Consider the following 24,882-nt stretch of genomic DNA (forward strand, 5'->3'; position numbering starts at 1 on the left):
CTATACTAAATCACTTTATTTAAAATTATTTAAAGCATTGATTATACGGTCACATGCCTCTTTTACGTTCTCCCTGGAGGTAGCAATGTTCATGCGGGCAAATGTATTTCCGCCTTCACTGCCAAACCAGCCTCCCAAATCCATAGCAATTTTACATTTATTTTGAATAAGTTCAATAACTTCTTCCTGATTTGAACAAATCTGGCTAAAATCCAGCCAAACTAAATAAGTTCCCTCCAGCTCTGTAACTTTCACAGACGGGCATTCTCTGAGAAACCGTTGCTTCAAATACTCAAAGTTTCCATGTATTTCCCCTAAGTACAAGTATGCCGTCAGTACCACTTGTTCCCTTGGATTGTCAGGCTGTCGTGCCGCTTCCATCGGTATTCCTGTCCAGCGCGGGTAAGCTGTTCCCCTGTGATTGAATTGTTCATCATTTTTGAGTATAATTAAATTGAATCTTGAATATACAGAGGAGTGTGTTTTATGAAAAAAATAAATGTACTTACAATAGCAGCAATTATTATCATCTGTATATCTGTATTATCTGGCTGCAAAAGGGATATAAATTATATTGTCGATAATGAGCCATGCGTAAGCGGCGTTGTTTCTCAAATAAAGGAAAACTATATCGTAATTAGCATAAACAATGATGATAAATTATATGAAAGCTATAAAAGCATAAAAGTTTCACTAAATGTTGAAAGAAAAGACGGCAGTTTTAGCGGCGATATTGGTGATGAAGTAGCTGTATATTACCATGGGGATATATTAGAAACAATGCCAGCGCAGATAAATAATGTTTATGCCATTCTTTATATTGGCGGCAATGAATAATGGAAAAATCCTACTTATCAGTGGATAAAAAAGGACTTCCGGCGCATTCGTCAAGTGGGCGCATATTCCTTTGGAAAAAAACTACCCCACCTATTATTAATCATAGACGGGGCAGCTTCCCTTATTTATCCTCAGGAACTTCATCCTCTTTTACAATATCCTTAGACAGGCTTACTCTCTCCTGATCTTTTTCCTTGCCCTCCTCTGGCTCTGGAATACCCTTTACCTCGCGGAAGATCTTCATAAACTCTTTTCCTGTGATTGTTTCTTTTTCAATAAGGAATTCCGCTATTTTATCCATAGCTTCCCTGTTTTCAGAAAGGAGACGTTTTGCTTCTTCATAAGATTCCTTCAGAATCTTCATAACCTCCTGGTCGATTTCTGCTGCAGTGGCGTCGCCGCAGTTTAAAACCGCTCTGCCGGAAAGATATTGATTCTCTCTTGTCTCCAGCCCCATAAGGCCGAACTTCTCAGACATGCCGTACTGAGTTACCATAGCTCTGGCAACTCTTGTTGCCTGCTCAATATCATTGGCCGCTCCTGTAGTCACTGTATCAAACACAATTTCCTCTGCCGCCCGGCCTGCCAAAAAACCTACCAGCATAGCGTGAATCTCTTTCTTCGTGTTCAGGTACTTTTCTTCCTCCGGCACATGCATGACATATCCCAAAGCTCCCATGGTGCGGGGAACAATGGTGATTTTCTGAACCGGCTCCGAATCCTTTTGAAGAGCGCTGACTAAAGCGTGGCCTACCTCGTGGTAGGAAACAATTCTTCTTTCTTCTTTGCTGAGAATCCTGTCCTTTTTCTCCTTACCTACCAAAACTACTTCCACAGCCTCAAACAAATCCTTCTGAGATACTGCCTGCCTGCCGTGCTTAACAGCCATAATGGCGGCCTCGTTCATCATATTTGCCAGATCTGCTCCCACAGCTCCGGAAGTGGCCAAAGCAATTTCCTCAAAATCCACAGTCTCATCTAACAGCACATCTTTTGAATGTACCTTTAAAATATTTACTCGTCCCTTTAAATCCGGCTTATCTACAATTACCCGTCTGTCAAAACGTCCTGGCCTTAAAAGAGCCGGATCCAGAATCTCCGGACGGTTAGTAGCTCCCAGCACCAAAAGTCCTTTAGATGAATCAAAACCGTCCATCTCAGAAAGCAGCTGATTTAAAGTCTGCTCCCTTTCATCATTGCCTCCGCCGAAACGGGAATCACGGCTTTTTCCGATGGCATCAATCTCATCAATAAAAATAATACACGGCGCAGATTCCTGAGCCTGCTTAAATAGATCCCGGACACGGGAAGCGCCTACGCCTACAAACATTTCCACAAAGTCAGAACCTGACAAGGAGTAGAAAGGCACCTGAGCCTCCCCGGCTACAGCCTTTGCTAAAAGAGTTTTACCTGTACCTGGAGGGCCTACTAAAAGAGCTCCCTTAGGCAGCTTTGCGCCGATCTTTGTATACTTTGCAGGATTGTGAAGGAAGTCTACAATCTCCGTTAAAGACTCCTTCGCCTCATCCTCCCCGGCCACATCCTTAAATGTAATACCAGTCTCCTTCTGAACATAAACCTTGGCGTTGCTTTTTCCTACGCCCATGATTCCTCCGCCGCCCATACGGCGCATCATCATGTTCATAAGGAATACAATAAATCCAAACCACAGAAGGGAGCTGGCAATCTCCAGCAGAAGACTGTTGCTCTGCTTACTTTTTTCCATAGTAATGCCGTAGGGCTCTAAACGCTTTGTCAGCTGATCGTCGCTTTCCATCCTTACAGTATAATACTTTTTCCACGGTGAGAAATCCTGAGCGTCCCCCTTTGGCGTAATCGTAATCTCTGAGCTGCCTGCCACTACAGACTCTACCTGTCCGCTTTCCACCATGGTGATGAAACGGTCATAGGTCAATTCTTCTGTAGAGCTGCCCAGAATCATATTTTTCATAAAATATGCGGATATAAATGTGATAATGGCCGCCACTACTAAAATCATAATAGTTTGTCCGCCATTTCTCGGCATTTTTCCTCCGTTGTTATCTTGGTTGCTGTTATTATTCATATGTGTTAATTCTCCAATCTGAATAGTACCCCTATTCTATTCCATACTATTATAGTGTCAGTCTATCCACAAATCAATAATCAAAAAATAAATATTTTACTAAAAAATATAAATATTGGCTTTTTTCCTCCACGGAAACCTGCACATACTAACTGTGAGGTGATAAAACATGAAAAATAAAAGTAAAAACAAAAGTGATGACAAATATCACATCCGGGATTCTGAAACAATTTCCATGAAGGCCAGCACAGGCATGGACTGCACCGGTCTGATTCCCTCTCTTCCAGAAACTGAAAGTCAGCTGGAATCTTACCAGGAGCTATATTCCTATCTGCCCCAGGCTGCAGCGCCAAAAAATAAGAAAAATTAATTTTTTCTTGTCTCTTCTCCTCTTTGGGTTTATAATGAGGCACAGACTCAAAGAGGAGCCTTACTATCAGTGCGCGCTGTATAGTACATAAGGACCTAAATTTAAGGAGTGAGTACATATGAAACCATTGTCTGAAACCGTTAGTCAGCCCCGCCTTTTTGATAATAAGGCCCTGGCAGCATTAATTATTCCCCTGATTGTTGAACAGCTGCTGGCTGTTTTAGTGGGCATGGCAGATTCTATTATGATTGCCACTGTAGGGGAATCCGCTGTTTCCGGAGTTTCTCTGGTAGACAGTGTTATGCTTTTATTAATTAATATTTTCGCCGCCCTAGCTACAGGCGGGGCTGTGGTGGCAGGACAATATTTAGGTCAGGGCAGCCCAAAAAAGGCCTGCCTTGCGGCAGACCAGCTGGTTTGGTTTATCACTTTGTCAGCTACAGTCATTATGGCGGTTATGTATCTGTGCCGGCCATTTGTACTTCATACTGTATTTGGAAAAATCGAACCTGACGTTATGGAACATGCAAATACATATTATTTAATTGTAACAGCCTCCATCCCCTTTATCGCCATGTACAATGCAGGAGCTGCTATTTTCCGCTCCATGGGCAATTCCAAGGTTTCCATGAATGTTTCTATTATTATGAATCTGGTAAATGTATCCGGAAACGCCTTGCTGATTTACGGCCTGCACAGAGGGACAGAGGGCGTTGCCATTCCTACCCTTGTATCACGAATGGTAGCTGCAGTATTAATTATTATTCTGCTGTGCAACAGCTCCTTAACGCTTCATATAACGCCTAAGCTCCGCTACAAATTTCATAAAAATACAGTTTCCAAAATCCTGCAGATCGGCGTCCCTAACGGCCTGGAAAACAGTATGTTTCAGCTGGGAAAAATTATTGTTCTCAGCCTGGTATCTTCCTTCGGCACATACGCCATTGCAGCCAACGCTGTTTCCAATGTAGTGGCCAGTTTCCACGTTCTGCCTGGCATGGCGGTGTCCCTGGCTATCACCACAGTAATCTCTCAATGCATTGGCGCAGGAGATTATGAGCAGGTAGCCTATTATACGAAAAAGCTTTTAATTATCGCTTATTTATGTATTTTCGCGGCAGTTATTATAATAGATATTTCTCTGCCTCTGATTTTAGACGCTTATCATTTATCTGACATAACAGCGGAGGAAACCTTTCAAATACTTCTTTTCCACAGCGTATGCGCCTGTTTAATCTGGCCTGTTTCCTTCTCGCTTCCCGCCACACTTAGAGCGGCAGGAGACGTCAGGTTCAGTATGCTGGCATCTATTATTTCCATGTGGATCTGCCGAATTATTTTCAGCTATATTTTCGGTCAAACCATGGGATTAGGAGTATTCGGCGTCTGGATGGCCATGGTCTTAGATTGGTGCATCCGCTCCATCTGCTTTTTTATCCGCTACCGCGGCGGACGGTGGAAAGGCAGAGCCGTAGTTTAAAATACTTTTTGAATCAATACCATGTATATAATTGTCCCTGCTCCAATGCTGAGCAGGGAATTTTTTTTCCACCAGTGCAGCCCTGCTATAATAACAACTGCCAAAGCTTCCGGAAGCCCGGCACCGGAAATCTGAAATTCTGCAGCGCCTAACATCATATCCTTCAGCCTTATAACAGGATCTTTTAAACAATATACCACCAGCAGTCCGATTGTGGCAAAAGGCAGTGTTTTTCCTAAAAAGCTGACAAAGTCAGGCGTTTTTTTTCCGGCAGGGAATAAAATAAAAGGCAGAAATCTTGTAATTACAGTTGCCAAAGCCATAACTCCAATTAATATTACATCATTTATCATTCTCTTTCTCCCCCTTCATTTTCATAGCCTTCTGTCTGCTTCCCAACAAAACTACAATTCCAGCCATTGCCGGTATAATAAAATGATCTCTTCCAAATATTAAAAGACAAATTAAGGACACTGCCACTCCTGCCGCCGCCGGCCAGTGACCCTGGCGGTTTCTCCACTGATCAGTAAATATTACTACAAATAATGCAGTCAAAGCAAAATCCAGCCCGCTTGTGTTAAAAGTCAGCAAGCTTCCTAATATGGCGCCTAATATAGTGCCAATCACCCAATAACACTGGTCTAAAAATGCTATCCAAAAATAAACCCATTCCTTATCCATACCTTTCGGCACATCTTCCCCGCAAAGTACTGAAAATGTTTCATCTGTCAGAGCAAATATTAAATAGGGCTTAAACTTTTTCACAGCCCCGTACTTATCCAGCATAGAAATACCGTAAAACAAGTGACGGGCATTAATCATTAAAGCCATTAAAAAACCGTATACAGGGCTGACTCCCGCAGCCAGCAGCTCCACCCCTAAATACTGCAGGCTTCCTGCATAAATCACCAGGCTGCACACTGCAGACCAAAAAATACCATAGCCGTTTACTTCCATTAATATACCGTAAGCAGCTCCTAAAAATAAATACCCAACCATTACCGGCACTGTTCTGGGAAATGCATATCCCAGAGCCATTACTTTTTCCCTTTTCATAAGCTTCCTCTTTTTTTAATTTTATGGTAAGATATTCTACAAATATTTTGAAAAATTGTCAATATTTGACGCTGTTTCTATAAGGAGTCTTTATATGAATGTTTCCCTTTCTTACCAATCATGTAATCTGTGTCCCAGAAACTGCAAAGTAAACCGCACGGCAGGGCAAGTCGGGTTCTGCGGCGGCAGCCATGAAATAAAAGCTGCCAGAGCGGCCCTTCACATGTGGGAGGAGCCTTGTATCAGCGGTATTCGAGGCAGCGGAACCATATTCTTTTCCGGCTGCTCTTTAAAGTGCTGTTTTTGCCAAAATTCTTCTATCAGCCAGGACCTTACAGGAAAAACCATAACTGTAAGACAGCTGGCTGATATTATGCTGGATCTTCAGGAGCAAGGCGCCCACAATATTAACCTGGTAACAGGAAGCCACTACCTTCCATCCCTTCTTTCAGCGCTGGACCTGATTCGCCACCGCCTTCTGATTCCTGTGGTCTACAACTGCGGAGGGTATGAATCAGTTGAGGCAGTTCACGCAATGAAAGGATACATAGATGTTTTTCTTCCCGACCTAAAATATTATGATTCTGCTCTCTCCGCTAAATACTCCAAGGCTCCGGACTACTTTTTTCATGCCTTTAAGGCAATAGAAGCCATGATCTCCCAGACAGGAAAACCTGTATTTCGTCAGGAGGTTTCAGAAGGCCAATCTATATCTTTAATTCAAAAAGGAGTAATTGTCCGCCATATGGTTCTGCCAGGCTGCAAAGAGGACTCTAAAAAAATTATTTCTATGCTTTCCTCTCTCCTGCCTGACCACAGCTTCCTCATCAGCCTAATGAGCCAGTATACGCCCTACAGGCCTATGGAACAATTTCCAGAGCTGAACAGGAAAATTACTTCCTATGAATATAATCAAGTAGTGGATTTTGCCCTGGAATCAGGGCTGACAGAAGGATATATGCAGAAAAAAACAAGCGCCAGGGAGGAATATACTCCCCCCTTTAATCTGGAAGGGCTGCCTGATAATTGATTTTTACTGAGAAACTATTTTTATAAAAGTCAATAAGACCATCCTGCTTCATCTTAGAAAGCTCGTTGGATAACGCGCTTCGGTCTACTGACAAATAATCAGCCATCTGCTGCCTGTTAAAAGGAATTTCAAAAGTATACTGGCCATTTTTTACTACCTGGTCAGATAAATAAGCCAGAATCCTTTCCCTAATAGACTTAGGTGTTAAATAGTCCATTTTTCTCATTAATTTTAAATTTCTGTCTGCCATAAGGAAAAACAAGTTCTGAATTAACTTTTGGTGAAATAAACAGGAAGCCTGGCATGTGACCAGCATTCTGCACATATCCAGAAACATAACCTCTGTTTTTCCAACAGCCTGAACATTTACAAACAAAGCCTCTCCCTTTATACACTCATATGCTTCACCAAAGATTTGTCCCTGACCAATATTGTCAATTATTTTATGGTTTCCCCAAATATCATCTTTTGTAATATTTACAGACCCGGCAAGAATTAACCCTAAGCGGATGCCCTCGTCCCCTGCTCTGTATATATATTCCTCATGGTCAAATGTCCGCCTTTCCCCGTGCAGACAGCCTGTAATCTTATCTGCCTCCTGCTCTGTAAGACCTTGAAATAATTTTGACTGAAGCCATATTTTTCTGCTCATTTTCCCCTCATTTTTTCCCTTTGTTGTAAAGACAACAGACATTTTTTCTCATTATAATATAATAGATTACAACAGTCAATCTTACACATAATACATTGGTAGTATCATTTTTCAGAAGAAAAAAAGACAATTTATTATGAAAGATCTTTTAAAAAACATTGACAAACAGCAGATACTAGTATTAAAAGACCAGATCGCTTATATGAAGGGACAGGTAGTCAGCAAAACCCTGGTTCAAAATGACTCTGTCAGCATGACTTTATTTTCTTTTGATAAGGACGAGGAAATCAGTACCCACCAGTCTCAGGGTGACGCCTTTGTCCTGTGCCTGGACGGAGCAGGAACCATTACTATTGACGATGAAGTTTTTCAGCTGACAGAAGGACAGGCCATTGTTATGCCCGCCCGTCATCCCCATTCAGTTTATGGAAAAGAACAGTTTAAGATGCTTCTGACAGTTATATTTTAACAGCTGAAATCACAAAATTTTAGGCGAGTACCGAATTTTCTTTTTTCGATACTCGCCTTTAAACTATCTCATCCATTGGACTTTTTTCCTTTCTATGGATTTTTGATTGATTCGCCTTTTACTTATGTACGAATTCTTCTGTATTCAATTTTCCTATTCCTCTGCTACTTGAATTTCTATGATTTTTTCATCTTGTCTTCTCTATAGGTTTTTGCCTTTTTCATATCAATCATACTTTCTCGTCATACAATCAATATTACTTTTTGACTTCATTTTCTTCTATAGAAATCTGTCATAGTATTGTTTCATTCTTTCACTTTGGTTTTCCCCTGTTTCAATTTATTTTAAAAAATAAATGAAACTAAATTATAGTTGCTGGTGGACTGTACCTCCTTTTTTTATTTAATGTCTCTTCTCTTTTTCATTTGTTTTTCTCTTTTCTTTTGATGGTTTTATTATACCCCTGTCCCTCTGTTTTGTCAATACTTTTTGCGATGTTTTTAATAGTTTTTTGTTATTAATGAAGTTATATTAATTTATTGCAATTATTCAAATTTTTATATAATATTTCCCAATTTAATTTTATAATTTTTCTAAATTTTCTGACTATTATTTTTTTCTTCTTTTTATATATGATCCCACTATTACACCGATTACAACTGCTCCACCAAAAACCAATATTGTATTAAGCTCCATCTTAGACTCCTGTTTCTCTATATGGTCTGATTCCCCTATTTGCTCCGGCATACTTTCCGGCTGGGCCTCCAAGTACGCCTCTTCCTGGGTTTCTTCTATTTCTTCTGTTCCCGCTATTTTTTCTGCAGCTTCTGTTTCTATTTCTGTTTCCAGCTGAGGCTCTTTCTGGCTCTTCACCTCTTCCCCACCTGGCTCCTCTGCCTTTTCTGGCTTTGGCAAAGCCGGTTCATCATATACAGCTTTTTTCCCGCTGTTTCCAGATGTACCTGCCTGGTTTTTTTTATCGCTGAAAAAAATCACAGGCCAGCCTGATTTTTCTGTTTCCGACTCTCCTGACTCTTCCTCTGGCTGTGTTCCTAAAGAGCTGCCGCCTCCTGTATAACCGCCAAAACTGCTGCCGCTATTATTGCCGTTCCACTCATCAATGCAAATCTCGTCGTCTGCCTCCCATACCTGCTCAAAATTGCCGGATATGTCGCTTGTCTCTATTGTACATTTTACTACATTTGACATCCCCTCCATAGATGAGCCGAGCACCTGAATTTTCAGCCATACATCATCAAATTTGCTGTCATAGTAATATGTAAGATACTGGATATCCCCTCTCTTTTCAATATAATGCTGTTCCAGAAAATTCTCATTTTCCGTAACATGCCCGTTTTCATCTCCTTCCTTCCAATACGCCTTTGTATATTTAATTCTGTCTGTGCTGTAAAAAAGATATAGCTCCCTGGCATCTTCAGGCAAAACAGGAAATGACAGGTGGATGACAGCCGTCCCGTCGGCGGAGACAGAACGTATTTCTGCTTTCAGATTCTCCACCGGGCCCTGCTTTTTATTTTCTAAAGTCTGATTAACCTGTGATTTTGGCAGAATATTCTCTCTGGCAGCCAATGAGGGATAAGTCCATGCCAGGGACAACAGTCCGGCGCATAGTAATGCTGAAATATAATGACGTGGTGTACCAGTTCTTTTTTGCATATGATTTCCTCTTTATTTTCCCGTAAGCTTACTATTTCGTATAAAACCAGTATAAACAAAACTTATTTCATATGCAATACTCTCTTTTTTACTTAGTTTTGAAGCAGCTCTTTAAGGTCTCCTAACAGCTGGTCGATTGCCACCACCGCCGCCCCATATAAAATCTGATTTACTGAAAAATCAGTATAATCTATAATTATCTTCTCATATAACACATCTAAAATCCGCTCTTTGACTGTTTTTTTTATTTCCGTCAGCAGCAGCGCCCCACCTTTTGACATGGCGTCGCTGATTACAATTACATCTGGATCATAAATATTTACTACAGCCGCAATGCCGCAACCTATATAAAATCCAGCCTGCTTCACCATTTTGATGCACAAAGCGTCCCCTTTGTCCGCCCCTTTAAAAATATCCAGATGAGTAAAATGATCTATTTGGTTTAAACAGCTTTCAGGATAATCCGGCAGAATATTTCTTGTATTTTTTACAAAGGAAAGGGCCGAACAGTATAATTCCATACAGCCTCTGTTTCCGCAGTCACACTTTTCCCCATGAATGTCCAGAGAAATATGGCCCACTTCTCCCGCTATTCCTCTGCTGCCTCCAAATACCTGCCCGTCGGCCACAATTCCTGCCCCAATTCCCTCTCCTGCCAGGAAATTTACAAGCACTCCCTGATTTCTTCTGTATTTTCCGTATCTCCACTCAGCAAGCGCCCCTGCGTTGGCCCCGTGCTCTATATATACCGGCACCGGAAATTCCTTTAGAAACTCTTCATTTAAATTCAGACTGCCCCATCCAGGAAATTGAGTCATTAAAGCAATGGTCCCCTCTTTTTTTAAGAAAGGGCCGGGAACAGCTATGCCTATTCCATGTATTTTCCCCTGATCTTTGTTCAGCAGATCCCACACTTCCTCTTTTATTTTAGATAAAGCTACCTCCGGATTTTCGCCGGACTGAAATCTGCCTTCCTTTACACTTATCATTCTGCCTTTTAAGTCAAATAACCCTACGGAATAAGAAATGTGTCCCAGCTTTACGGCGATTACCTGGATTTTTTCTGCAGCCAGTTCAATTCCAATAGACCTACGTCCCCGCCTTCCCTCTACAATTCCTACTTCCCGCACTACTCCAAGCTGTATCATTTCTGTAATAATATTTGTGATTGTAGCCTGTTTTAAACCTGTCTCCTCAGCAATTCTGGCTCTGGTGCACACATTGCTTCTGGCCAGAATCTGTAAAACTAAAGATCTGTTGGCCTGCAGCAGATAGTCAGAATTTCTTCCTTTTTTTATCTCCATTTTCGCTCCCCGCATCTGGTATTTTGTTCATTATTTTACCATTTTTTTTAATGGTCGTAAAGGTGACAGGCAGTAAAATGACCTTTTCCCATTTTTACATTCTCAGGCGCTTCCCTGGCGCAGCGTTCATCTGCATAAGGACATCTGGTGTGGAATACACAGCCTGAAGGAGGATTTAAGGGGGAAGGAATATCCCCTGTTAAATGAATCCTTCCTCTATCTTTTTCCATACCTTTGTCAATAGAGGGAACAGCGGAAAGCAAAGCTTTTGTATACGGGTGAAGGGGATTTAAAAACAGCTGGTCAGTATCTGCCTCTTCCACCAGATGTCCTAAGTACATTACTCCCACTCTGTCAGAAATGTATCTTACTACGCTCATATTGTGGGATACAAATAAATAGGTCAGATTCTTTTCTGCCTGCAGATCCTTTAATAGGTTAATAATCTGAGCCTGAATTGAAACATCTAGTGCAGATACAGGCTCGTCACAGATAATAAAAGCAGGATTTACTAAAAGAGCTCTGGCAATTCCCACTCTCTGCCTTTGACCTCCTGAGAACTCATGGGGAAAACGATAATAATGCTCCGGCCTTAAACCCACTTTTTCTAAAATCTCCAAACATTTTTCCATTCTTACAGACTGATTATTTTCCCCGTGTATTTTCAGAATCTCCTCCAAAATATCCCCTGCAGTTTTTCTGGGATTTAAAGAGGTGTAGGGATCTTGAAAAATCATCTGCATTTTTTTCCTGTAAGGTCTGATTTCTTTAGACGATAAATTAGTAATACTTTGACCTTCCAGGCAAATTTCTCCCTCTGTTAAGGGAAATAATCTGAGAAGACTGCGGCCTAAAGTAGATTTTCCGCATCCGGATTCCCCCACCAGCCCGTATGTTTCCCCTTTATACAATGAAAGAGAAACATCATCTACAGCTTTTACTGCTCCTAACTTTCTTCCCAGGGCGTCCTTTACAGGAAAATATTTTTTAATATGTAAAGCTTCCAATATTTTATATTTCTCTGAACGATTGAATGCTTGTCCTGACATCTCTCCCATTTTTTCTATCATACTAAATCCTCCCCCGGCTTTACTGGATACCAGCATCTCACTTTTTGACCGTCCCCAATTTCAGCAAGGCCAGGCATATTTTCCCTGCATTTTTCCCTGGCTCTGGGACATCTGGGGGCAAACCGGCAGCCTGACGGAATTTGACTTAAAAGAGGAACTGTTCCTTTAATGGTATTTAGCCTTTTCCCTCTGTCTCCTTCCATATGGGGAATAGACTCCATTAAACTGACTGTATAAGGATGGCTGGGACAGGCAAATAGTTTTCCCGCCTCCCCCTCCTCTACAATCTGCCCTAAATACATAACCAGCACTCTTTCACATGTCTTAGAAACTACTGCTAAATCATGGGTAATTAATATAATTCCCATTTCCATTTCCTGATTTAATTCTTTCATTAAATCCAGAATCTGAGCCTGAATTGTCACGTCTAAAGCCGTGGTCGGTTCATCTGCTATTAATAGCTTAGGACGGCAGGCCAGGGCGATCCCGATCATCACCCTTTGTCTCATTCCACCGGAAATCTCATGGGGATATTGATAAAATCTCTTTTCCGGACTGGGAATTCCTACTGCCTTTAAAATATCTACAGCCTTTAAATAAGCTGATTTTTTATTTTTCTCCCCATGAATGGATATTGCCTCTACAATTTGGGGACCTATTTTCATTAAGGGATTTAACGCGCTTAATGCATCCTGAAATACCATAGAAATTTTAGGGCCTCTGATTTTTCTCATGTCCTTAAAAGGGAGATCAAATAAATTTTCCCCTTCCAGCAAAGCACAGCCTCCGTATACTGCTGTTTGTTTTTCATCATAAAGCCGCATAACAGATTGTACTGTCACACTTTTTCCACAACCGGACTCTCCTACAATTCCCAGTATTTCTCCTTTTTTTACATGAAAATCTACTCCGTCTACAGCTTTATAATTGCCTCTTTGAGTCCGGAAAGTAGTAGAGAGATTTTTTACTTCTAATATTACATCTTTTTTGTCCATGATCCTTCCTCCCGTCAGCTGTTCTGAGGATCCAGAAAATCTCTTAAACCGTCCCCTAAAAGATTTAGGCCCAGCACTGTGGCCGCAATAAATAAGCTGGGGTAGGCCACCAGCCACCATGCCTGAAACATTACTGTTTTTCCCTCATATACAATATTTCCCCAGCTAGGCTCCGGCACAGGCACACCCACCCCTAAAAAGCTAAGTGAGGCTTCTGTTACAATAGCTGTTGCAAAAATAAAGGAAACTTGTATAATAACGGAGGACAAAATATTAGGGGCAATATTCAGCCACAAAATTCTGTTGGCGCCGGCTCCCACAGCTTCTAAGGCTTCAATATAAGTCTGTTCTCTGGCTGATAAAACAGCTGCCCTGGCGATTCTGGCTACATCCGGCGCATATACAATGCTTACGCTTATAATTACATTGCCGGTTCCTGAACCCATAATAGCCAACAGAGCTATGGCTAAAAGAATAGAGGGGATGGATTTTAAGCTGTCGCAGATTCTCATTACAATCTGGTCTACTGCCTTGTAGTATCCTGCATACAGTCCCATAATCATGCCTGCTGCCATTGTAATAACGGCCACCGCCGCCCCCACGCCTACAGATACTCTGGCGCCGTACACTAAACGGCACAAAAGATCTCTGCCTACAGAATCCGTACCCAAAAGATGTCCGGCTGACGGGGGTTTTAATCTGTCTGCAACCTCCATAACATACGGTCCCTGGGGAAAAAGAAAGGGCGCCGCCGCTGCCAGAATAATCACTGCTGCCGTTAAAATCCCTCCGGTTATTATTCTCTGGTTTTTCAAAAGTCTTTGGCGGTTTAGCTGTCTGTGTTCTTTGTACAGCTGAATTTTCAATTTCTTCATGCTGTTTGTATTTATTTTTTCCAGCTCCAGTTCTGCTTTATTATTTCCCACTGCTATCTTCCCCTCCTATCTGGAACTTAGTCTGATTCTAGGGTCTATAACTGCATATAAAATATCCAGAGCCAGCATCATCAGCATATTAATCAGGGCAATCACCAGAACAACAGCCTGAATTACCATGCAATCTCTTCTTTCTATTGAAGTAACCACCAGCTGACCAATACCTGGAATATTAAAAATTGCCTCGCACACTACAGCTCCTGCCAAAAGAGTAACCGCCGTCTGTCCAATTACAGTAATAATGGGAAGCAAAGCATTTTTTTAAGCGTGTTTTACCATAATGGAAGCTTCCCCTACTCCCTTGGCCCTGGCCATTTTTACGTAGTCACTGTTTAACACCTCCAGCACAGAGGATCTGGTCATTCTCATAATTAAGGCCATATGAATAAATCCCAGGGCCAGAGCAGGTAAAGTTAAATACCTTATATGAAGCCCTATTCCCTCATCTATTCCCTTATAACCAGCTACTGGAAACAAATGAATCCTGAATGCCAAAAGCAGCATAAGAAGTAATGCCGCCACAAAATTAGGCAGGCTGATTCCACACAGGGATATTAAAGTTACTCCGTGGTCCAAAAGACTGCCTCTGTATCTGGCAGCCAAAATTCCAAAAGGAATGCCGATTCCCACTGCAATTAAAAGTGCATATATAGTGAGAGATAAAGTAGGCTTCATGTGATCTGCAATAATTTCCCACATAGGTTTGTCTATAAATAAGGATTCTCCTAAATTCCCCTGAAAAATTCCTTTTACCCAATCCCCATACTGTACTGGAAGGGGCTTATTAAGCCCCATCCGTTCCTGCAGCGCTATAACCTCTTCTTCCACCGCCCTGTCTCCCAAAATAACTCTGGCCGGGTCACCGGGAGTTAGATGGATAATAGAAAAAATAATGACGGAAGTAATTATAAAAACAGGAATCATAGATAAAAGCCGTTTTAAAATATATGTTTTCACTTAATTTCTCCCATTCTGCAAAAGCGGGCTTACTTATTTTTCTATTTTTGCATTTCCAATATACGGCCCGTTAAAATATACAAGATCTTTTACTTTAGATGTAGAAACACTGTAGTTAAAAAACTCTCCGTACTTTACTACTGGAAGCGCTTCTACCCAGCAATATTCCTGAAGCTGGTCCCAGAAGGTCTTTGCTTCCTCCACAGAAAGAGAGGCGTTAATTTTTCCGTTTAACTCCTGCACTTTTTCATCTGTCGTCCAGCCAGGCCATGACGGATTTAAATAAATCTGCATACTAGGCACGCAAACAGGAATAGGGGTGGCCAGAAATGCGTCATAAATAGAAGAGTCATTTCTCTGATTTAAGAATGTAGCCGCCTCCACGGTTTTTAATTCTACGTTCATTCCCACTGCTTCCAGCTCTGATTTTAAAACAACTGCCATGGCAGTAAAAAAGTTGTGATCGCTGTTTACCAGAATGCGGAAGGTTTCTCCATTATATCCTGCCTCTTTTAAATACTCCTTGGCTTTTTCTTTATCAGTGGCATTGTAGCATTCTGCTCCTGCTTTGCTGTACCAGTTGGCCTGCTCCTGGCTCATATAGCTGGATTCCATTCTATAAAAATCAGATGAGGTCCATGCCGCCTGCATAACATTCTCCGGCTCCACTGCATATAGGACAGCTTTTCTGATCAAAGGATTTGTTCCCAGCCCCTCTTTTTTATTAAATACAGTCATAGCAGAACCTGCGTTTTCTTTATAAATAATCGTATCCGGATTTTGGTCAAACATGGAATAATTGTCAGAGGGCAACTGGAATCCAAAATCATATTCTCCTGTGAGCACTCCTGTGCCTCTTGTAATATTGTCAGGCACAAAGTCAAAATAAACGTCCTTTATGTATGCGTTTTTGTATCCCCACCATCCGCTGGCCTCCCCTGGAGTTCCATAAGGCTGATACTCTTCGTTTCTTGTTAACTGAATATATTGTCCGTCAGCCCATTCTACAAATGTATAAGGCCCTGTTCCAATATACTCTTTTATAAATCCTGTGCCCTCGTCTGCATGATCAATCACTGATTGAGGCATAATAGCAGAACATTGGCTTTGGGCGGCAATTAATTCATTTAAAAATAACGCCGGTTTCTCCAGGGTAATTTTTACTGTGTAATCATCTACCTTTTCAAACCTGGATTCTCCAACCATTTCTGCGGCGCTGCCGTAGGCTAAAATCCATCTGTTCATAGAAGCCACTACATCGTCGGCCTTCATTTCCTGGCCATTGTGAAACATAACCCCTTTTCTCAGGTTATAAATATATTCTGTACAATCTTCATTTACCTGACAGCTTTCAGCCAGTTCTGGTTTTGGAATATACTCCTCTGTCATAGTCATTAAGGATTCCCATATCATACCGTAGCCAATAATTCTTGCCAGCTGATCGCTTTGATAGTGAACGTCCATAGAGTCAGGGACAGCTGCCATCGCCACCCTGATTACGTCCCCATATTCTGCCTCTTCTGAACCTGTTTCCCCTTGTTCTTTTGACAGCGTTTCCGTTCCAGTATCTGCCTTCTCTTTCTCCTGACCTCCTCCTGCACATCCTGTAAGCAGCATTGCCGTGCAAAGACCTGCTGTTACAATTCGTTTCCAAGTTTTTTTCATAAAATCCCTCTCCCTTCTCCTTGTTTTTATTGTAAAATCACATCTCTGTTACAATCTTTAGAAAATAAGTAAGAAAACTCTCCTGTTCCGATTCCATAAGCGGCCTGGGGGACAAAAGGTCCCATCCATATAAAATCTCCTTCTTTTACAGGTCCCCACATACTGTCCAGCAAATACATTCCCTCCCCCTGAAGTACAAAAGCCCCATGTTCCTGATGATGAGTTTCCACAAAGCTATGGCTTCCTCCTTTTTTAAACAACAATATGTGGAAGCCAATATCAAAGGCCTTATCACTGGGAAGCAGATCCTTGCTTAATAAATTTTCCATACCGTCGCAGGGGTGCCAGGGAAGCTTTTCTGCGTTTCCCCATACCAGCCAGGGGTTCTTATTTTCCAAAGGAATATATTGCTTTTTATAAAGAAATATTTCCCCTAAAGAACTGCTTTGAAAGCTTATTTTTACATCTGGAGGAGCGTAAACATAAGAACCTTTTCCCAACTCCTTTTCCATATCCCCTGCCTTTACTGTGAAACAGCCTTTTTTTACATATAAAAATAGCTCTGTATCCTTCCCTCCTCCCAGGTCCTTAGCTGTTCTCCCTTCCTGTTCCGCCTTTATATGCCATGCTGTAAAGCCTGCTCCCAGCTTAGGAGAAACCATTACCGCGCCTTTGCACCTTTCCAGCCAGGGAAGTTCAGACTTCCTAATCCCTTCTTCAGGAATCATGGCATAATATTCAGGTACAACTCTGGCCCTTGTTGAAAGTACACCCTCCATTGGTTTTATTTTATCTCCTCCATTTTTATATTCATTTAAATAATTAATTCATTTAATTATTAAAATGAATTATAGTATATAATGTACAATATGTCAAGCTTTTCCAGGAATATAAAAGTAATAACTGCCAATATCCACACATTCAAGCCCATAAAAAATAACAAAAAAAGGCAGCCGTTAAATAATCACTGAACCTTCTGATTATTTAACGGCCGCCTCTCTTTGAAGAAGAATTATGCTGTTTTTACGGTTTTCATTTTCCAGATGTAATAAGGCACAATGGGGACTAAGGCCGCCAGCCAGGCCATAGGGTCAGCCAGACACACTCCCAGATATCCCATACTGCCTGCAATTAATGCGATTACTAACGCTCTGGCTGCCAGCTCAAAAACGCCTCCCAACATAGGCACCAGGCCGTAGCCTAAGCCTTGAAGCGCATTTCTGTACAGGAAGATGCTTCCTAAAAACGGATAACACCAGGCCACAGCTTTAAAATACATAATCGCTGACTCAGTGGCTTCTACTTCTGCCGGGTCAATAAATCCCTTTACAAAAAGGCCTCCAAATAAATATGTAATTCCCATAACAATAAAGCTGGTTATAAGAATCATAATCTGGGTGGCTTTAACCCCCCCATGGATTCTGTCCATTTTCCCGGCTCCCATGTTCTGTCCCACAAAGGTGGCAATGGTAGCGCCGTAAGCCACAAATATAGTGGAAATAATACTTTGAATTTTCCCTGCCGCCGAGTACCCGGCCATATATGCGGCTCCAAATACATTTACCGCTCCCTGCACAATAATTGTGCCTATAGCAGTAATAGAAAACTGCAGCCCCATGGGAATTCCCAAAGCTAACAGCCGTCCGGCTGTAGATAAAGAAAATCTGCATTCTGCCCTGTTCATTTTTAGGAATTTAAATTTTTTAATCATATATATCAGGCACAAAAGAGCTGAAATGCCCTGGGCAATTACAGTGGCATAAGCGCAACCTTCTACTCCCATGTGAAAGTTTACAATAAATACAATATCTAAAACTACATTAAGCAGCGCAGATATAACCAGAAAATATAACGGCGATTTGCTGTCGCCTAAAGCCCTCAGCACGGCTGCCAGTCCATTGTAGGCTGCTGTGACAAATAAACCTGCATAAATCACCTTCATATAACCTGCCACGTCGGGAAGCAGTTCCTTTGGCGTATTCATCAAAATAAGAATAGGCTCGTTTCCCACTAAAAGTCCAGCTGTCATTAACACTACAAAGCCAATACATAAATAGAAGGACATAGCCAGATAATGACGCATATGGTCATAGCGCTCAGCGCCAAAGCTTTGAGCGATCATAATAGCAAAGCCGCTGGTAATTCCGTTCAGCCAGCCGATTACCAGGAAAATTAAGGGGGCTGTGCTGCCTACTGCCGCCAGGGCATCCACGCCTAAATACTTGCCGGCAATTACAGCATCCGCCAGGTTATAAAACTGCTGAAATATATTTCCCAGATAAACGGGAATCATAAAATATAAAATTAACTTCACAGGATTTCCAGATGTCATATCCCTTGTCATAGTTTTCTCCTATACATAGCAAAAAGGAAGCTGCAGAGCTGATTATCTCAGCTTTGCAGCAGCTTCCCTTTTACTTAAAATTTTCACTTAAAAATCCCTTTTTTCTTATGCTTTTCTTCGTTGACTGTTACGCCCTCCATAGCGTCCTCAAACTTGCGAAGGGCCTCCTTCTGAGCCTCTGTCAATCTTTCAGGCACCTGCACCACTAAGGTTACATAGTGATCTCCACGTACGTTTCTGTAATTCAGAGACGGTACGCCTTTGCCCTTTAAACGGACTCTGGTATCTGTCTGTGTGCCTGGCTTCACCTCATATTCTACTTCTCCGTCTACAGTCTTTATGCGGATCGGTCCTCCTAAGGCTGCTTTTGTAAAGGAAATAGGCACAGTGGAGAAAATACTGGTATCCTGGCGTTTAAAAATAGGATGGCTGGATACAATAATCTCTACCAGCAAATCTCCTCTTTCTCCGCCGTTTACTCCAGGTTCACCTAGTCCTGTTAAACGCCTGTAGCGTCCGTTGTCAATTCCTGCTGGAATACTAAATTTAAATTTCTTCCGAACAGTTTTATAGCCTGTTCCATAACAATCTGGACATTTTTCCTTAACAACCTTTCCTGTTCCGCCGCAGTCCGGACATGTCTGTACATTCTGAACAGTTCCGAAAAAGGATTGCTGGGTATACATAATTTTACCCTTGCCGTTACATTTTGGACAAGTCTGAGGCGAGGTTCCCGGCTTTGCCCCTGTTCCATGGCAAGTGCCGCACTCTTCTTTATAATTGATCTCCACTTCCTTTTCACAGCCAAAAACAGCTTCCTCAAATGTAATTCTTACAGAGGTACGCACATCGGCTCCCCTCATAGGGCCGTTGCTTCTGGCTCTGGAGCTTCTTCCGCCTCCAAAAATATCCCCGAAAATGTCTCCGAAAATATCTCCCATATCTGCGCCGGAAAAGTCAAAGCCGCCGAAACCGCCTCCGCCTCCGGCGCCTCCGTCAAAGGCCGCATGGCCGAATTGGTCATACTGCTGACGCTTCTGAGGATCGCTGAGCACACTGTACGCTTCTGAAGCTTCTTTAAATTTCTTTTCTGCTTCTTTATCTCCCGGGTTGGCATCCGGATGGTATTTTTTTGCCAAAGCACGATATGCTTTTTTTAAGGCCGCATCGTCTGCATCCTTTGATACGCCCAGGACTTCATAATAATCTCTTTTACTTTCTGCCATGTCAGTCTACCTTTCACTCCTTCCCTGATCAAGGGATAAGTCCTACTTGTAAAACCAACAGAAACCATCCTGCCGCCATTAAGGCGGCAGAGTGGTTCTGCTGGATTCTAATGCCAATCAGGCAATTCTCTATATTTTATACCTCTTTGTAGTCTCCGTCAACTACATCATCATTATAATTTGCGCCGCCCTGCTGGCCTGCTCCCATATCAGAACCCTGACCTGCTCCCTGAGCGCCCTGTGCCTGCTCGTAAACTTTTGCAAATAAAGCCTGTGCGCTTGCCATCAGTTTTTCTTTTCCAGCTTTAATGTCATCTACCTGTGCATCTGTCATCTGATCAATAGGAGCCCGGTTAATAGCTTCCTTTAATGCGTTCAGATCAGCTTCTACACTAGCCTTATCGTCAGCGGAAATCTTATCTCCCACTTCCTCCAAAGCCTTTTCTGTCTGGAATACCATAGAGTCAGCGTCGTTTCTTGCATCAATGGCTTCTTTTTTCTTCTTATCCTGAGCTTCATACTCTGCAGCTTCTTTTACAGCCTTATCAATATCGTCATCAGACATATTAGAACCAGATGTAATTGTAATATGCTGCTCTTTTCCAGTTCCTAAGTCTTTTGCACTTACATTTACAATACCGTTTGCATCAATATCAAATGTAACTTCAATCTGTGGAACGCCTCTTCTTGCTGGTGGAATTCCATCCAGACGGAACTGGCCTAAGGTTTTATTATCTCTTGCAAACTGTCTCTCACCCTGTACTACATGGATATCAACAGCTGTCTGATTGTCTGCCGCTGTGGAGAAAATCTGGCTCTTCTTTGTAGGAATTGTAGTGTTTCTCTCAATCAGCTTTGTAGCTACGCCGCCCATTGTCTCAATGGACAGAGATAAAGGAGTAACATCCAGAAGCAGAATATCGCCTGCGCCTTCATCTCCTGCCAGCTTGCCTCCCTGGATTGCTGCGCCTATAGCAACACACTCGTCAGGATTCAAAGACTTGGAAGGCTCTTTTCCTGTCAGCTGTTTTACTTTATCCTGAGCTGCCAGCATACGTGTAGAACCGCCAACTAAAAGTACCTTGCTCAGCTCGGCAGCTGTCAGACCTGCATCTTTTAAAGCATTCTGAACCGGAATTGCTGTTCTCTCAATTAAGTCTCTTGTCAGCTCGTCAAATTTGGCTCTTGTCAGGTTCATATCTAAGTGCTTTGGACCTTCTGCTGTTGCAGTAATGAAAGGAAGATTAATATTTGTTGTAGTTGCTGATGACAACTCTTTCTTAGCCTTCTCTGCTGCTTCTCTCAGTCTCTGAAGAGCCATTTTATCACCAGACAGATCTACGCCTTCTGCTTTCTTGAATTCGTCGATCATCCACTGAGTAACTGCATTATCAAAATCATCTCCGCCTAAACGTGTATCGCCGTTTGTGGAAAGTACTTCAATAACGCCGTCGCCGATTTCAATGATGGATACATCAAATGTACCGCCGCCTAAATCGTATACCATAATTTTCTGCTCTTTTTCATTGTCCAGGCCGTATGCTAAAGCTGCCGCCGTAGGCTCGTTAATAATACGTTTTACATCTAAGCCTGCAATTTTTCCTGCATCCTTAGTAGCCTGACGCTGAGCATCGTTAAAATATGCCGGAACTGTGATTACAGCTTCTGTTACTTTCTCACCTAAATAGCTTTCTGCATCTGCCTTCAGCTTCTGAAGAATCATTGCGGAAATCTCCTGTGGAGTATATTTCTTTCCGTCAATATCTACCTTGTAATCTGTTCCCATGTGTCTCTTAATAGAAGAGATTGTTCTGTCTGCGTTTGTAACTGCCTGACGCTTTGCAGGCTCTCCCACTAATCTTTCTCCACTTTTTGAAAATGCCACTACAGATGGAGTAGTTCTTACGCCTTCTGCATTAGCGATTACTACAGGCTTTCCGCCTTCCATAACTGCCACGCAGCTGTTTGTTGTACCTAAGTCAATACCAATAATCTTGCTCATAGTTTTTTCCTCCTGTTATTTTGGGCCTTAGCCCGTTTCTATGTTCTATTAATAATCTGAATTTCTAGTTTGCAACCTGTACCATGCTGTGTCTTACTACGGTTTCACGGTACATATAACCTTTTTGCAGCTCCTGGACAATAATATTTTCTCCCACATTTTCATCTTCAATATGCAGTACTGCGTTGTGGAAATTAGGATCAAATTCTTTTCCCATGGCTTCAATAGGCTTTACGCCCAGATCTTCTAAAGTCTTCATCAGCTGTTTATATATCATTTCCATACCTGCCGCAAAGGATGAAGCCTTATCCTCTTCTGTAAGAGCCGCCAGACCTCTTTCAAAATTATCTACTACCGGGAGAATCTTTTCAATAATATCTCTGGCTCCCATTTCAAACATTACTGACTTTTCTTTTTCTGTTCTTTTCCGGAAGTTATCAAATTCTGCCATATTTCTTTTTAATCTATCAGTCAGCTCTTCAATTTTTTCATCTTTTGGATCTTTCTTTTTATCGGCAGCTTCCTTTACTTCCTCTTCCCCATCCTGGGAATCTTCACATGTCTGATTTACATCTGCCATGCTCTCTGCGCCTGTATCCTCAGTCTCGTTCAGCTCTTTTGCTGTCTCTTCTACTTTATTCTCTTCTGCTTTCACTTATTAATCACTCTTCTTTCTTTATAGTTTTATCCAGCTGGACCATCAGGTTTTTTAAAGTCTGCAGTACTTTTTCATAATCCATTCTCTTAGGACCGATAATACCGATGGTACCTCTCAGCCCTTCTCCCAGCTCATAATTGGCTGTCACAACGCTGCAGTCCTTCATCCCCTGCACAGGTGTTTCGTCTCCAATGTAAACTTGTATGCCTGTGTCATTTTCACTTTCATGGTCATTTACATCCAGAATCAGATTCTGGAGCATTTCTTTTTGCTCTAAAGTGCTTAACAGCTGGCTGGCCTTTTCACCTTCACTCAGCTCAGGGTACTTAAAAATGTTTGTAGCTCCGCTGGTATAAATCTGAAGGTCCTCTACATCTGCTTTAATAGCCTCAGCCACCTCATTTAATACTAAATCTACTACGTGACTGTGAACTCCTGCTCTTTCCTTTAAGCTGCTGATGACGCCTAAATTAATCTCTTCAATAGTTAGACCGTTAAGGCTGCTGTTCAGCAGAATATTTAAATTCAGCATTTCTTCATCGCTAAGGCTTTCCGCAATATCTGCCATTGCATTTTTAATAATATTGCCTTCTACAACTGTAACAATCAGAATTTTCCTTTCATCCACTTTAGAAAGCTGGATAAACTTCAGCTTATTCTGATGATATCTGGGACCGCTTATCATGGCCGCATAATTAGTATTGGCAGCCAGCACCTGAGCCATCTGCTTTAAAAGCAGCTCCACCCGTCCCACGCGCTGAATCATCAGTTCTTTTATCTCTGTCACCTGATTATCTTTTTCCTGCATAATCTGATCCACGTAAAAACGATATCCCTTATCAGAAGGTATCCTGCCTGCTGAAGTGTGGGGCTGTAAAATATACCCCATTTCTTCTAAGTCAGACATTTCATTTCGTATAGTGGCAGAACTAAGCTTTAAATCAGAATACTTGGAAATCGTGCGGGAACCTACCGGCTCTCCTGTTTCCAGATATGTTTTAATTATAGCCTTCAATATTGTGATCTTCCGGTTATCTAATTCCATATCTGATCGTCTCCCTTTCTTCTGATTTGTTAGCACTCAACATTAAAGAGTGCTAATATTTCTATCACATAATATATTCCTTTTTCTTTTTTTTGTCAATACTTTTTTTGTGATTTTCCATATAATTTCTTACTCAGATTACGTATTTCCTTGACTTTTAACATTTTTGTAATATAATGAAATAAATACTTAAAATTAAAAAAATGAGGTAACAAATGAAGATGAGACGAAAGACACTAAGGACATTGCTGATGGCTGCCGCCGCCTCCCTTCTTATCTGTTTTCCGGCCTTTGGGGCTGAACTGGAGGGCAGCTTTAAAGCAACTGACAATGGAGTGTACGGCTGGGCCTGGAATAAAGGCCAATTTAACGATGTTGTCACTGTAGAACTGCAGTTTTTTTATGAAAATCAGAATTCTCCCAAGGAAACTATGAAAGTAAAAGCCAGCCAATACAACAAGGATTTAGAATCTCAGTTGGGCGACGGATGGCATTGGTTTGACACTTCTGTAGACTGGTCGTCTATGGGGGGAAAGCCTTCTAAGATTAAAGCTTATGCTATACTGGGGGATATTAAAACAGGAATTGGTTCTACTGCTTCAGAAGGGTCTTCTAAAGCAGAACCTGCTTCTTCCCTAAATGCATCTAATAAGAAAGAATCCTCCTCTTCCCAGGCAGATTCTTCTTTGAAAAAGGGAAATTCCTTAGGAAAATTTACTGTTACAGGATACTGCAGCTGTCAGCAGTGCAGCGGCGGTCATAATTATACATATTCCGGCACTATTCCCAAGGCAAACCACACCTTATCTGCCGACCTTGCTGTATTTCCTATTGGCACAAAGCTGTGGATAGACGGAATTATTTATACTGTGGAGGACAAAGGCAGCAGTGTAAACGGAGAAAAGCTGGATATTTATTATGACAGCCATGAAGCGGCGGCGGCTCATGGCACCATCACTATGGAAGTATTTGAAGTTGTAGGATAATTTTCATTGTAATCTTCAAAAAAATAAAACACATGCAGACAGATCTTATATCCTGTTTC

23 protein-coding genes and 1 pseudogene are annotated in these 24,882 nt (G+C 41.7%); 6 read left to right on the top strand and 18 right to left on the bottom strand.

Features of this window, described 5'->3' with window-relative positions; all coding sequences use genetic code 11:
• Positions 1-15: 15 nt before the first annotated feature.
• On the bottom strand, positions 16-381 hold the full coding sequence (locus C1A07_RS03355; RefSeq protein WP_180952166.1) for an aminotransferase class I/II-fold pyridoxal phosphate-dependent enzyme: 366 nt from the start codon (positions 379-381) through the stop codon (positions 16-18).
• A gap of 105 nt (positions 382-486) precedes the next feature.
• On the opposite strand from C1A07_RS03355, the gene C1A07_RS03360 reads away from it, so the two are divergent.
• Positions 487-837: a hypothetical protein gene (locus tag C1A07_RS03360; RefSeq protein ID WP_101875859.1), complete on the top strand. Its 351-nt coding sequence runs from the start codon at positions 487-489 to the stop codon at positions 835-837.
• Between the two features lie 121 nt (positions 838-958).
• Here C1A07_RS03360 and ftsH read toward each other — a convergent pair whose 3' ends face one another.
• Positions 959-2,902: an ATP-dependent zinc metalloprotease FtsH gene (gene ftsH / locus C1A07_RS03365; protein ID WP_101875860.1), complete on the bottom strand. Its 1,944-nt coding sequence runs from the start codon at positions 2,900-2,902 to the stop codon at positions 959-961.
• A 169-nt stretch (positions 2,903-3,071) separates the two neighbouring features.
• On the opposite strand from ftsH, the gene C1A07_RS03370 reads away from it, so the two are divergent.
• Positions 3,072-3,272, top strand: a complete 201-nt coding sequence (locus tag C1A07_RS03370; protein ID WP_101875861.1) for a hypothetical protein — start codon at positions 3,072-3,074, stop codon at positions 3,270-3,272.
• A gap of 118 nt (positions 3,273-3,390) precedes the next feature.
• Positions 3,391-4,752, top strand: a complete 1,362-nt coding sequence (locus C1A07_RS03375; RefSeq protein ID WP_101875862.1) for an MATE family efflux transporter — start codon at positions 3,391-3,393, stop codon at positions 4,750-4,752.
• Here the strand turns inward: C1A07_RS03375 and C1A07_RS03380 are convergent.
• Both C1A07_RS03380 and C1A07_RS03385 read right to left on the bottom strand, forming a co-directional pair.
• Positions 4,749-5,105, bottom strand: a complete 357-nt coding sequence (locus C1A07_RS03380) for a branched-chain amino acid transporter permease (RefSeq protein ID WP_180952167.1) — start codon at positions 5,103-5,105, stop codon at positions 4,749-4,751. The two genes, C1A07_RS03375 and C1A07_RS03380, sit on opposite strands and share 4 nt — an antisense overlap.
• Positions 5,095-5,808 carry an AzlC family ABC transporter permease gene (locus tag C1A07_RS03385; RefSeq protein ID WP_101875863.1) on the bottom strand — a complete coding sequence of 238 codons (714 nt, stop codon included), beginning with the start codon at positions 5,806-5,808 and terminating at the stop codon, positions 5,095-5,097. The genes C1A07_RS03380 and C1A07_RS03385 overlap by 11 nt, the downstream gene beginning before the upstream one ends.
• A 94-nt stretch (positions 5,809-5,902) precedes the next feature.
• Between C1A07_RS03385 and C1A07_RS03390 the strand changes: the two genes are divergently transcribed.
• The gene (locus tag C1A07_RS03390) at positions 5,903-6,838 is read left to right on the top strand and encodes a radical SAM protein (RefSeq protein WP_101875864.1); all 936 of its coding nucleotides are present in this window, start codon (positions 5,903-5,905) and stop codon (positions 6,836-6,838) included.
• Here the strand turns inward: C1A07_RS03390 and C1A07_RS03395 are convergent.
• Entirely contained in the window at positions 6,810-7,490 is a 681-nt protein-coding gene (locus tag C1A07_RS03395; RefSeq protein WP_101878020.1) for a Crp/Fnr family transcriptional regulator, read from the bottom strand. The two genes, C1A07_RS03390 and C1A07_RS03395, sit on opposite strands and share 29 nt — an antisense overlap.
• Before the next feature lie 136 nt (positions 7,491-7,626).
• Here C1A07_RS03395 and C1A07_RS03400 point away from each other — a divergent pair, with 136 nt between their 5' ends.
• Positions 7,627-7,959: a cupin domain-containing protein gene (locus C1A07_RS03400; protein ID WP_101875865.1), complete on the top strand. Its 333-nt coding sequence runs from the start codon at positions 7,627-7,629 to the stop codon at positions 7,957-7,959.
• A gap of 609 nt (positions 7,960-8,568) precedes the next feature.
• Here the strand turns inward: C1A07_RS03400 and C1A07_RS03405 are convergent.
• The 13 genes and pseudogenes from C1A07_RS03405 to hrcA all read right to left on the bottom strand — a co-directional run bounded on the left by C1A07_RS03405 (position 8,569) and on the right by hrcA (position 23,837).
• A complete protein-coding gene (locus tag C1A07_RS03405) occupies positions 8,569-9,636 on the bottom strand; it encodes a hypothetical protein (protein WP_101875866.1) in 1,068 nt (355 codons plus the stop codon).
• Positions 9,637-9,728: 92 nt separating this feature from the next.
• Positions 9,729-10,940: an ROK family transcriptional regulator gene (locus tag C1A07_RS03410; RefSeq protein WP_180952168.1), complete on the bottom strand. Its 1,212-nt coding sequence runs from the start codon at positions 10,938-10,940 to the stop codon at positions 9,729-9,731.
• A 47-nt stretch (positions 10,941-10,987) separates the two neighbouring features.
• Positions 10,988-12,010, bottom strand: a complete 1,023-nt coding sequence (locus C1A07_RS03415; RefSeq protein ID WP_242972233.1) for an ABC transporter ATP-binding protein — start codon at positions 12,008-12,010, stop codon at positions 10,988-10,990.
• Positions 12,007-13,005: an ABC transporter ATP-binding protein gene (locus C1A07_RS03420; RefSeq protein ID WP_101875868.1), complete on the bottom strand. Its 999-nt coding sequence runs from the start codon at positions 13,003-13,005 to the stop codon at positions 12,007-12,009. Before C1A07_RS03420 ends, C1A07_RS03415 begins: the two co-directional genes overlap by 4 nt.
• Before the next feature lie 14 nt (positions 13,006-13,019).
• Complete coding sequence (locus C1A07_RS03425) at positions 13,020-13,931, bottom strand: ABC transporter permease (RefSeq protein ID WP_242972234.1); 912 nt, start codon at positions 13,929-13,931, stop codon at positions 13,020-13,022.
• Positions 13,932-13,946: 15 nt separating this feature from the next.
• Positions 13,947-14,897, bottom strand: a pseudogene (locus C1A07_RS03430) (ABC transporter permease).
• A gap of 33 nt (positions 14,898-14,930) precedes the next feature.
• Positions 14,931-16,562, bottom strand: coding sequence for an ABC transporter substrate-binding protein (locus C1A07_RS03435; protein ID WP_101875869.1), 1,632 nt, complete (start codon positions 16,560-16,562; stop codon positions 14,931-14,933).
• A gap of 26 nt (positions 16,563-16,588) precedes the next feature.
• Complete coding sequence (gene allE, locus C1A07_RS03440) at positions 16,589-17,341, bottom strand: (S)-ureidoglycine aminohydrolase (protein ID WP_101875870.1); 753 nt, start codon at positions 17,339-17,341, stop codon at positions 16,589-16,591.
• 233 nt (positions 17,342-17,574) lie between these two features.
• Positions 17,575-18,906: an MATE family efflux transporter gene (locus tag C1A07_RS03445; RefSeq protein ID WP_101875871.1), complete on the bottom strand. Its 1,332-nt coding sequence runs from the start codon at positions 18,904-18,906 to the stop codon at positions 17,575-17,577.
• 83 nt (positions 18,907-18,989) lie between these two features.
• The gene (dnaJ, locus tag C1A07_RS03450) at positions 18,990-20,132 is read right to left on the bottom strand and encodes a molecular chaperone DnaJ (protein WP_101875872.1); all 1,143 of its coding nucleotides are present in this window, start codon (positions 20,130-20,132) and stop codon (positions 18,990-18,992) included.
• 136 nt (positions 20,133-20,268) lie between these two features.
• Positions 20,269-22,134 carry a molecular chaperone DnaK gene (gene dnaK, locus C1A07_RS03455; RefSeq protein WP_101875873.1) on the bottom strand — a complete coding sequence of 622 codons (1,866 nt, stop codon included), beginning with the start codon at positions 22,132-22,134 and terminating at the stop codon, positions 20,269-20,271.
• A 64-nt stretch (positions 22,135-22,198) separates the two neighbouring features.
• Positions 22,199-22,789, bottom strand: a complete 591-nt coding sequence (gene grpE / locus C1A07_RS03460) for a nucleotide exchange factor GrpE (RefSeq protein WP_101875874.1) — start codon at positions 22,787-22,789, stop codon at positions 22,199-22,201.
• 7 nt (positions 22,790-22,796) lie between these two features.
• Positions 22,797-23,837 carry a heat-inducible transcriptional repressor HrcA gene (gene hrcA / locus C1A07_RS03465; RefSeq protein WP_101875875.1) on the bottom strand — a complete coding sequence of 347 codons (1,041 nt, stop codon included), beginning with the start codon at positions 23,835-23,837 and terminating at the stop codon, positions 22,797-22,799.
• Between the two features lie 215 nt (positions 23,838-24,052).
• On the opposite strand from hrcA, the gene C1A07_RS03470 reads away from it, so the two are divergent.
• On the top strand, positions 24,053-24,823 hold the full coding sequence (locus C1A07_RS03470) for a 3D domain-containing protein (RefSeq protein WP_242972235.1): 771 nt from the start codon (positions 24,053-24,055) through the stop codon (positions 24,821-24,823).
• The last annotated feature ends 59 nt before the right edge of the window (positions 24,824-24,882 follow it).

The sequence above is a fragment of the Lachnoclostridium edouardi genome (genome assembly GCF_900240245.1).
Taxonomy (GTDB): Bacteria; Bacillota; Clostridia; order Lachnospirales; family Lachnospiraceae; genus Lachnoclostridium_A; species Lachnoclostridium_A edouardi.